Here is a 9,224-nt window from a genome sequence, read left to right on the forward strand (position 1 = left end):
AGTTTATTCCTTGTTCTTTCGTCTATACTTTTCCATTCGTTCTTCAATTCTTTTCACATCCTTCCCTCTATCCAGTAAAAATTCAATTCTGTCCTGTAACTCTCCAAACACCAGTAAATCCAGATAGTAATTTATCTTTTCTGTCTGCTGACAGGCTTCTATAAATTCTGCCTTCCATTCTTCATCTGGTGTTTTAGGTACATACCTTACTTTCCATTCTTCCAGTAAATGAAGATAATCTGATAAAATACGGATACTTTCCCGTTCCCATTCTTCAAATTTATTTTCAGTCTGGTACAATGTTCTTTTCTGTTTTTCTTTTTTCTTACTGGCATTCCTTTTCTTTAGGTTATCTGTAAAAATAGGTATCTGAAAATCTTCTGCCAGTTTCTTTGCTGCTTCCAATGGTGCAAGATGAAAGAAATCTGCCACAAATGTGATCACATCTCCTTTCGCACCACAAGCAAAACAACAAAAACCTTTATCTATTTTCATGCTGGGATGCCTGTCATTATGAAAAGGACAACAAACCATTCCATTTTTATTTACTTTTAATCCATACTGCTCGGCAGCCTGCCTTGCCGTAACATTTTCTTTTACTACTTGAAAAATATTCAATTCGACTCCTTCTAAATTCTCGTTGTATTCTCTCAGAGCCTTTGATATACTGAATTTGCGAGATAGAGTTATCAAAAGCTCTGAGAAATTGTCCTTGTATTATACAAGGGCTTTTTCTTTTCCCTGCTTTCTTATTTCTTCATTGAAATATCCGGTTTCCTCCCACACTTTACGATCAGAACAGTAATAACTAAATTCATTGGAATCACCCATCTTCATTGCAACTCCGAATTTCAAAATTCCCTGCTGTATCCCAATACGAACGTAATGAGCATCTTTTCCGATTGCTTTTGCAATTTCTGTAATTGGCACATTCCTGCCCGTAAATGGCGGCAATTCTACATATAATCTTTTATCCATTTTCCACATCCTCCTTTACAATCTGACTGAGTTCCTGTTCTAAAGCTATGGCAATTTTATATGCTACCTGCGGTGTACAGCTCTTTCCTGATATAATGCAGGAAATCGTCTGCCTTGATACTCCACTTAACTCAGCCAATTTCTTAATTGTCAAACCTCTTTCTCCCATCAAAATCTGCATTTTCAATACGTTTATTTTCATTTTCTTTCTCCTTTCTTTTTCAATATGCACTTTTAATGCGCATTTTTATTATATGCACTTATTTTGCATATGTCAATATCTTTTCGCGCAAATATGTACTTGTAATTCATATTTCTTTATGATATGATAAGCGTGAGGTGAATAATGATGAGTAATGAGAAGTTACATAACAATCAAATCGGACTTAGAATCCGTACTGCTCGAAAAGAAAAAGGTATCAACCAGACAGAGCTTGCAAATTTATTAGGAAAATCGCTCCGCACAATCCAAAAATATGAAAGTGGAGAAATCGAAGTTTCCATTGCTATGCTCAATGAAATCGCAAAAGTATTAGACTGCGAATCAACATATCTTATCGGGTATGATGCCGAAAGAAAACCTTTAGAAAATCTTTCTGATATTATGAATTTCCTGTTTCAGTTAGATAAAATAAAGGAACTTGGCTTCAATATCGAAGTCAAACGCCCGCCACATTATGATGGATGGGAATGTGCCATCACTTTTAATGGCAAAGATGTTTCTACGGAATTAAATCAGGATCTCTGTCTATTCTTGGAAGAATTTGAGGATAAACGAAATGAAGTCAAGGACTATCAGACAAGTCTTGAATCTTATCAGAAGTGGCAGGATAAAACACTTGCTTATTATGCAAGTGCAAAACTGACTGAAAAAGAAACAGAAGAAATCTCAAACGAAGAACGCATCCAGAGATTTCAAAAAATTATGAACGAGCGGTACGGTAAGAATGAGTCCTAATTTTTAAGGAGGATTTTTAGAATATGAAATTACCGAACGGCTACGGAAGTGTAGTAAAACTATCTGGAAAAAGAAGAAAGCCTTGGATGGTTCGCAAAACCACCGGCTATCACATTGATCCTGTAAAGGGAAAGAAAGTAAATGAGTATATCATTATCGGATATGCCGCCACAAAAACAGAAGGATTACAAATGCTGGCTGACTACAATCGGAATCCATATGATACGAAAGCTGCCAAAATGACTTTTGATGAAGTGTATGAAGAATGGTCAAAGAAAAAATATCCTACGGTATCTAAAAGTAATATCAAAGGATACAAAGCTTCTTACAAAACGTGTGGTATTCTTTACAATCGGGTTTTCAAGGATTTGAAACTTGCAGATTTACAACAGGTTATTGATACCTGCGGAAAGAATTTCCCAACATTGAAGAAAATTAAAATTCTGTTCAACCAGTTATATGAATTTGCATTAAAGAATGACATCTGCAACAAAGACTATTCTACTTTCGTGGAGATTGCCCAGTATAAAGACCGCAATCCAAACAAGCACACACGTACAAAATTCACAAAAGAAGAAGTTGCAAAAGTCTGGACAATGAAAGAGGACAAATACTATCAGATCATTCTTATGCTGCTCTATAATGGCACACGTATCTCTGAATTTCTTGATTTGAAGAAAGAAAACGTGCATCTGGAAGAACAGTACTTTGATGTTATTGACAGCAAGACAGAAAACGGACTCCGAAAAGTTCCGATTGCAGATAAGCTCTTGCCTTACTATAAAAGCTGGTACGAGTCTTGTCCCGATTGCGAATACCTTCTTCATACAGAAGACGGGAAAAGGTTTCTTTACCGCAATTACTATGACAGCTATTGGACTCCTCTTGTGGAACAAATCGGAATTGACCGCACACCACATTGCACCCGGCACACCTGTATTTCCATGTTATCGGAAGCTGGTGTTCAGGACACAACCATCAAGAAAATTGTGGGACACTCCGGCGCTATGACTCTGACAGAAAAAGTTTATACTCACTTAGATATGCAGGTTCTTGTAGATGCGATCAACAAAACCTTAGAAGAAAAGGACAGCATAATCGCTGAAGCAGAATCTGCATAACAAAAAGGACACTCTCCAGTGTCTATCACCGAAAAGTGTCCTATATTTTTTAGATATTTTTGTTGCAAACGTGTTGCAAATGCGTTGCGAACTGAGTAAATTCCACCGCTTTTCACCACATCTGACAACTTCGCAAACCCTTGTAAAATAAGGATTTGTACGTAAATCCGAGTCCCGAAGATTATCTCTTACTGAACTGAAATTAACGTTGTATTTGCTGTATTGCTCGATGTGGTTGTAAGAACAGGACAACTTGGAAAAAAGAAAAAAGCAAACTGAAACTAACCGCATGATGCGGATAGAATAAAACAATGTATGAGAAGGAGAAGAAAAGATGAAAAAGAGAGTAGTAGCAATGATTTGTTGTGCAGCAATGGTAGCAGCATCTGTGATGGGATGTGGAGGAAAAGAAACAACAGAAACAACAGGCAGCACAGGAGGCAGCACAGAAGCAACAAGCAAGGAAGCAGTAGGAGACGGATACAAAATTGCACTGATTACGATGGATTCCATCGATCAGCACTGGATTACATTAAATGAAGGTGCACAGAAGGAAGCAGAGAAACTGGGTGCAACGGTTACCTTTATGGCACCAAACACAAAGGATGATGCTCAGCAGATCGAATGTGTTAATAATGCAGTGTCTGGCGGATATGATGCAATCATGGTAGCTGCAAACGGGCCGGATGCAATTTCATCCGCATTAAAAGAAGCAGCGGCAGCAGGCGTGAAAATCGTATATGTAGATTCACCGGCAAATGTAGATGCAGAAGCAACATTTTCTACAGATAACAAAGCAGCTGGAAAGACAGCCGGAGAAGAGATGAAAAAAGCACTTGAAGCAGCAGGCGTGAAATCCGGAGACATCGGTGTCATCAATGTAAATGCAGCAACAGATTCCTGTGTAATGCGTGAAGAAGGATTCCGTTCCGCATTTGAAGGAAGCGACTTCAAGATTCTGGAAACACAGTATGGAGAAGGAGATGCCGCAAAATCACAGAGCATCGCTGAAAACTATATTACTCAGGGTGTAGTTGGTATCTTTGGTTGTAATGAAGGATCTACAACAGGTGCAGGAAATGCGATCAAAGCATCAGGAAAATCAGAGATCATTGGTGTTGGATTCGATAAATCCGATGCAATCATGAATCTGATCGGTGATGGAAACTTGCTTTGCACAATGGCTCAGAATCCAGATGTCATGGGATCTGATGGCGTGAAGGCATGTGTAGATGCATTAGAAGGTGAGGATCTTGGCGGTGCAGTGACGGATACAGGCGTATCTGTACTTACCAAATAAAAAGGTATTCATAATTATGGAAAAGCATAGGAATCCACCAGGTGACTGGCGGGTTCCTAGCTGTGTTTATTTATGGTATAATATACGCGGTAGCAAAGAGCAGTGCCAGCATGCAGTGGCAAGTGTTTACGTTGTGCTCGCACATAAGTAAATACTTTCCGCCGCATGCTGATAGGGCGAAAGCCCGCGAGTGAGATGGAGCGAAGCGGAATCGAACAGCACTGCGAACAGCGCACGGTGAACGGTACGTGCACTGCGAATGACGAGGGACAAGGGAGAAGAGTATGTTAAAGGTATTAATTGCTGATGATGAGGAGCGAGTATGTCAATTGATTAACAAGTTGATAGACTGGGAAATGCTGCACATGGAAGTTGTTGGCACAGCAGCCAATGGAATAGAAGCTGCCCAGCGGGTACAGGAATTATCGCCGGACATATTAATCACGGATATCCGTATGCCCGGGTGTAATGGGCTGGAGCTGATTCAAACGGTAAAGGAGTATAGTCCGCATCTTCAGATTGTGATAATCAGTGGATATGCGCACTTTTCTTATGCACAGACGGCTATGAAGTACGGGGTGGGAGATTATCTGCTCAAACCGATCAACAAAATCGAATTGACGAATACACTGGAAAAACTATATCACAAGATTATGGAACGGAACAGGACAGAGAATAATCTGGAAAAGTTAATTCGAAGCAGCGAAAGTGACCGGATCAAGGTGAAGAATAATCTGATTATGGACATGGGAACGAAGGAAGATCTTTCTATCAGTATGGAATCTTTGCAAAAGGATTATCACCTTGCTGTGCAGCCGGGAATCTTTCAGGGCTTTTGTCTGAAACTGGATTATGATATCACCAGGTTAAGCGATGCGGCCAAAAAGATTGTCTATGAAAAAGCAACGGACATTATTCTGGGAAACATGAAACGCTTTTGCTATGAAATGATACTGAATATAAAGGATGGAGCAGGGTATGGAGTGATGAATTACTCGGCAAAGGTTCAATCCGATGTATACCGGGTACTGCGGGACTGCCTGAATCAGCTGATTGTACAGAAGAGCATCCTTGGTGATATCGAATTTACCATTGCGTTGGGGACTCCGGAAAAAGATGTCACGAAGCTTTCGGATTCCCTGAAGAAAAGTAAGCTGCTTATTCAGGAACGAGTTCTTGTCGGAACCGGATGTATGATTGAAAAAATGCCGGATCATATCGGAATGCAGGACCAGAAAATTCTGGAAAGATATTCCAGAAAGATGCTCCATGCCATTGAGCTGCTCAGCGTAGAAGAGGGCGAAGAAGCCGTGACGGCTCTCCGCAGAGTTGTTCTCGATCTGAAGAATATCAGAGGGTTTGAAATCTATGATCTGGTCATGTCAGCGGGAGGCCTGTTTCTAACCCAGACGGAGTATAAACAAAGAAAAGAAGAACTGGAAAATTTTTACAGACAATGTGAACAGTGTGGAAATACAGAACAATTATTCAGCTATCTGTCTGCCCTGCAGAACAGAGTAATCCAAACAATCAGGGAAGAGCGGGAAAATGAGGCTCTGCGGCCCATCCGTCTGGCAAAACAATATATTCAGAACCATTATAAAGAACAGATTTCTCTGGAAGAGGTAAGTGCGGCGGTCGGATTAAGCGCAGGTTATTTCAGCACTTTATTCAAAAAAGAAGAGGGCGAGGGGTTTGCAAAATATTTAATCAATGTCCGGGTGGAACAGGCAAAAATCCTGTTAAGGGAAAGCAACAGTTCCATTGCAGACATTTGCAGACAGGTAGGATACAACGATTTGAAACATTTCACCCACACTTTTGAAAAAGCTACGAAACTGAAACCAAGTGCGTACCGTAAGCTTTATGGATGATGTTGGAAAAAGAAAGATGGAGGAAGGCAAAACATTGAAAAAAAAAGTGCATCAGATCATTCAAAAATTACATTATATCTCAAATCGTGTTTTACTTTTGTTCATCTGCATGATTTTATTTATGGTTTTTCAAATGATTTATCAGCTTGGTCTGCTCCTTTCTGGTCGGGGAGCGGTCTTTCTGCTCCTCATTCTGATTGCAGGAACAATTCTGTTTGCAGGTGTTTTCTGGACAAAGATTTTTCTTCCTTATCAACAATCGGAACGAATGCTGAAGCGGTTTTTAGATGGCTATTCCATGAGTGATTATGGAGAACTCGGTCTGCCCATTCTGACGCCAAATACCGCAGATGAAATACAAAAGTTTGATGAATTATTTCGTTCCCCGCAGATGTTTGATCTGAATAAGAGGCAGGCGCAGTATCTGGCGCTGCAGAACCAGATCAATCCACATTTTCTGTACAATACGCTGGAGAGTATCCGTGGGGAGGCCTTGATTGCAGGATTGGACAGTGTGGCGGATATGACGGAAGCACTTGCTACCTTTTTCCGGTATACCATATCCAAGGTGGAAAATCTGGTATCGGTGGAAGAGGAGCTGGAGAATTGCAAAACTTATTTTCGCATACAGCAGTATCGGTTCGGCAGCCGTCTGCAGCTGCATTTCGATTACAGGGAAGAGGAATGGGAAGAAATCAAGCGCTGCCGAATCCCCAAGCTGACACTGCAGCCGATTCTTGAGAACAGCATTATTCATGGAACGGAGCTGAAGATCGGAACAGGGAATCTTCGCATTCAGTTTGAGCGGACGGAAGAGCGGCTGATTATCCGAATCTCGGATGACGGAGTAGGAATGGATGAAAACACGCTGTGGGAATTGAATAAAAGACTGCGAAAAGACAACACAGCAGCTTCTTATCAGCAGCCGGGGGAAAAGGGCGGCATTGCGCTGGTAAACGTCAATAATCGTATTCACCTCATCTTTGGAGATGAATATGGCATGCATGTTTTTTCAATACAGGGCGAGGGTACAGACGTGGAAATTGTGCTGCCGGGGGTAACCAGTGACAGAGAGATTAAGAACAGAGGAGTTCTTCAATGAGAAAAGAAGTATTTCGCATGGAAAGAGTAACCTATAGAGAAAATGGTATTCTCATGTTGGAAGATTTTAGCCTTAATATATGGGAAGGGGAAATTATGGGCCTCATACCCGTAAATTCTTATGGTCTGAACTCCTTTATTGACTTATTGGCGGGAAATCCACCGCTGGAAGATGGCTACATTTATTATCGTGAAAAGATAACCAACTCCTGGAAGAGTGCGAAACGGGGAAATAACCGGATTACCATTATCCGGGACCGGACAAGTCTGGTGGGAGGCATGACGGTTGCAGATAATATATTTGTTCTTCGCCCGGGGTTTCGCAAGAGTATCATTCAACCGGCTGTTCTGGAGAGTCAGCTGGAACCGTTTTTAAAGGAGATTGGAATCCGGCTATCTGCCCGGGCATATGTGGATAAGCTGACAAGTTTTGAGCGGATTGTGGTCGAGCTGCTGAAAGGGATTGTGGCAGGCCATAAACTGATCCTGCTCAGTGAGATGAGCACTCTGATCAGTGGAAATGAACTGCGGAAACTGTATGGAATCATCCGGCACTATGCTGCGCAGGGGTATTCTTTTATTTACATCGGATCCCATTTTGAAGACATCCTGCAGCTCTGTGACCGGGCCGCGCTGATGTCAAACGGTCATATTGAAAAGGTGCTGCAGCCGCGAGAGATGGAGACGGAAAATCTTCGCTCGCTTTTTCGAGAATATGACAAAATGGTCCGCGGTTATCTGGAACATAAAAAAGAAAAGAAAAATACTGGAAAGTATATTTGCGAGGTTTACAGTGAAATCGAGGAGATGGCAGAGCCGCTGCAGTTCCGGGTACGGCAGGGAGAGTGTCTGGTGATACAGAGTCTGGACAATCACATCTATCGCGCAATGCTGCAATTACTTTTGGATGAAGATACCGACTATTACTGGAGAATGCTTCTGGATGGAAAGCATGCGAAAATCCAGAGGAATAGAAAGATTGCAGTGATTCAGGAACAGTGTACAAAGACAATGATATTTCCGGAAATGAATTATGTAGATAATCTCTGTTTTAATCTGGATAAGCGGATTCGCAATGTATGGATCACTTCCAGAATCCGAAGGAGTGTTCGACAGGAATATGGAACAATTCTTGGGAAGGAAGTGTTTGCTGCTCCGGTGGAAGAACTGACAGAGAAGCAAAAGTATCAGATGATCTACACCCGTATCCTGCTTCAAAAGCCCGAGGTGGTCTTCTGTATCCAGCCATTTAAAGGGGCGGATCTAAGCCACCGGATGTATATATGGGAACTTTTGGAGCAGCTATTGGAAAAAGGGATTGCGGTGGTGATTCTGGCAGTGAATCTTGCAGATACGCTCTCACTTGCGGACAGGCTGATCTGTATCGACAAGGATAAACCCCAGAAGGAATACGATCAAAGGGAGTTTACTTCCATTCCAATCTTAGCACCGTGGCTGCATCTGTATCGAGAATTGCCACGTGACGGGAGAGAAAATTGAGGCTGATAAGAAAATAATTTATTCATAATAAGAAAATAATTTATTCCAGCGTTGAGGAATAAAAACTTTTCGCAATAAAATAACCAGAATCTAAGCAGGAGTACCTCTTGTGCGGTAAAATATAAGTAACAAATTTTTCGCACAGGAGGTTTTTACGAATGACAAAGAAAGAAAAACGTGAACGAAAGAAACAGGACCGTGGAATAGTTGATTTTATGATGGTTGCAAATCATTTCTTTCATTATTTACAACAATGGATCTCGGAAATGAACGATCCAAGAGATTCAAGTTACATCACGTATTCGCAGACTGATCTTGGGTATATGGCGATTCTCAAAAATATCTGCGGACAGCATACAATGAGAGAAATGGAAGAAAATTTCAATCATGAG

Annotated in this window: 10 protein-coding genes; 7 read left to right on the forward strand and 3 right to left on the reverse strand. The window is 41.2% G+C overall.

The window, feature by feature from the left end:
• Positions 1-3: 3 nt before the first annotated feature.
• The 3 genes from BUB85_RS05905 to BUB85_RS05915 form a co-directional block, all read right to left on the reverse strand.
• Positions 4-618, reverse strand: a complete 615-nt coding sequence (locus BUB85_RS05905; RefSeq protein WP_073106823.1) for a CHC2 zinc finger domain-containing protein — start codon at positions 616-618, stop codon at positions 4-6.
• Between the two features lie 99 nt (positions 619-717).
• Positions 718-978, reverse strand: a complete 261-nt coding sequence (locus BUB85_RS05910) for a hypothetical protein (RefSeq protein WP_073106826.1) — start codon at positions 976-978, stop codon at positions 718-720.
• Entirely contained in the window at positions 971-1,180 is a 210-nt protein-coding gene (locus BUB85_RS05915; RefSeq protein WP_073106829.1) for a helix-turn-helix transcriptional regulator, read from the reverse strand. Before BUB85_RS05915 ends, BUB85_RS05910 begins: the two co-directional genes overlap by 8 nt.
• A gap of 144 nt (positions 1,181-1,324) precedes the next feature.
• Between BUB85_RS05915 and BUB85_RS05920 the strand changes: the two genes are divergently transcribed.
• From BUB85_RS05920 to BUB85_RS05950, 7 genes are all read left to right on the forward strand, one after another.
• Positions 1,325-1,936 carry a helix-turn-helix domain-containing protein gene (locus tag BUB85_RS05920; protein WP_073106832.1) on the forward strand — a complete coding sequence of 204 codons (612 nt, stop codon included), beginning with the start codon at positions 1,325-1,327 and terminating at the stop codon, positions 1,934-1,936.
• Between the two features lie 23 nt (positions 1,937-1,959).
• Complete coding sequence (locus BUB85_RS05925) at positions 1,960-3,057, forward strand: tyrosine-type recombinase/integrase (protein WP_073106835.1); 1,098 nt, start codon at positions 1,960-1,962, stop codon at positions 3,055-3,057.
• 334 nt (positions 3,058-3,391) lie between these two features.
• The gene (locus tag BUB85_RS05930) at positions 3,392-4,357 is read left to right on the forward strand and encodes a substrate-binding domain-containing protein (RefSeq protein ID WP_073106837.1); all 966 of its coding nucleotides are present in this window, start codon (positions 3,392-3,394) and stop codon (positions 4,355-4,357) included.
• 284 nt (positions 4,358-4,641) lie between these two features.
• Positions 4,642-6,231: a response regulator transcription factor gene (locus tag BUB85_RS05935; RefSeq protein ID WP_073106840.1), complete on the forward strand. Its 1,590-nt coding sequence runs from the start codon at positions 4,642-4,644 to the stop codon at positions 6,229-6,231.
• A gap of 34 nt (positions 6,232-6,265) precedes the next feature.
• Positions 6,266-7,333, forward strand: a complete 1,068-nt coding sequence (locus BUB85_RS05940) for a sensor histidine kinase (protein WP_242945359.1) — start codon at positions 6,266-6,268, stop codon at positions 7,331-7,333.
• Positions 7,330-8,832, forward strand: coding sequence for an ATP-binding cassette domain-containing protein (locus tag BUB85_RS05945; protein ID WP_073106844.1), 1,503 nt, complete (start codon positions 7,330-7,332; stop codon positions 8,830-8,832). The genes BUB85_RS05940 and BUB85_RS05945 overlap by 4 nt, the downstream gene beginning before the upstream one ends.
• 158 nt (positions 8,833-8,990) lie before the next feature.
• Positions 8,991-9,224 (forward strand): transposase family protein (locus BUB85_RS05950; RefSeq protein WP_143160664.1); only part of this gene is annotated, 234 nt, incomplete at its 3' end.

It is taken from the genome of Hespellia stercorisuis DSM 15480, assembly GCF_900142165.1.
GTDB classification, from domain to species: Bacteria; Bacillota; Clostridia; order Lachnospirales; family Lachnospiraceae; genus Hespellia; species Hespellia stercorisuis.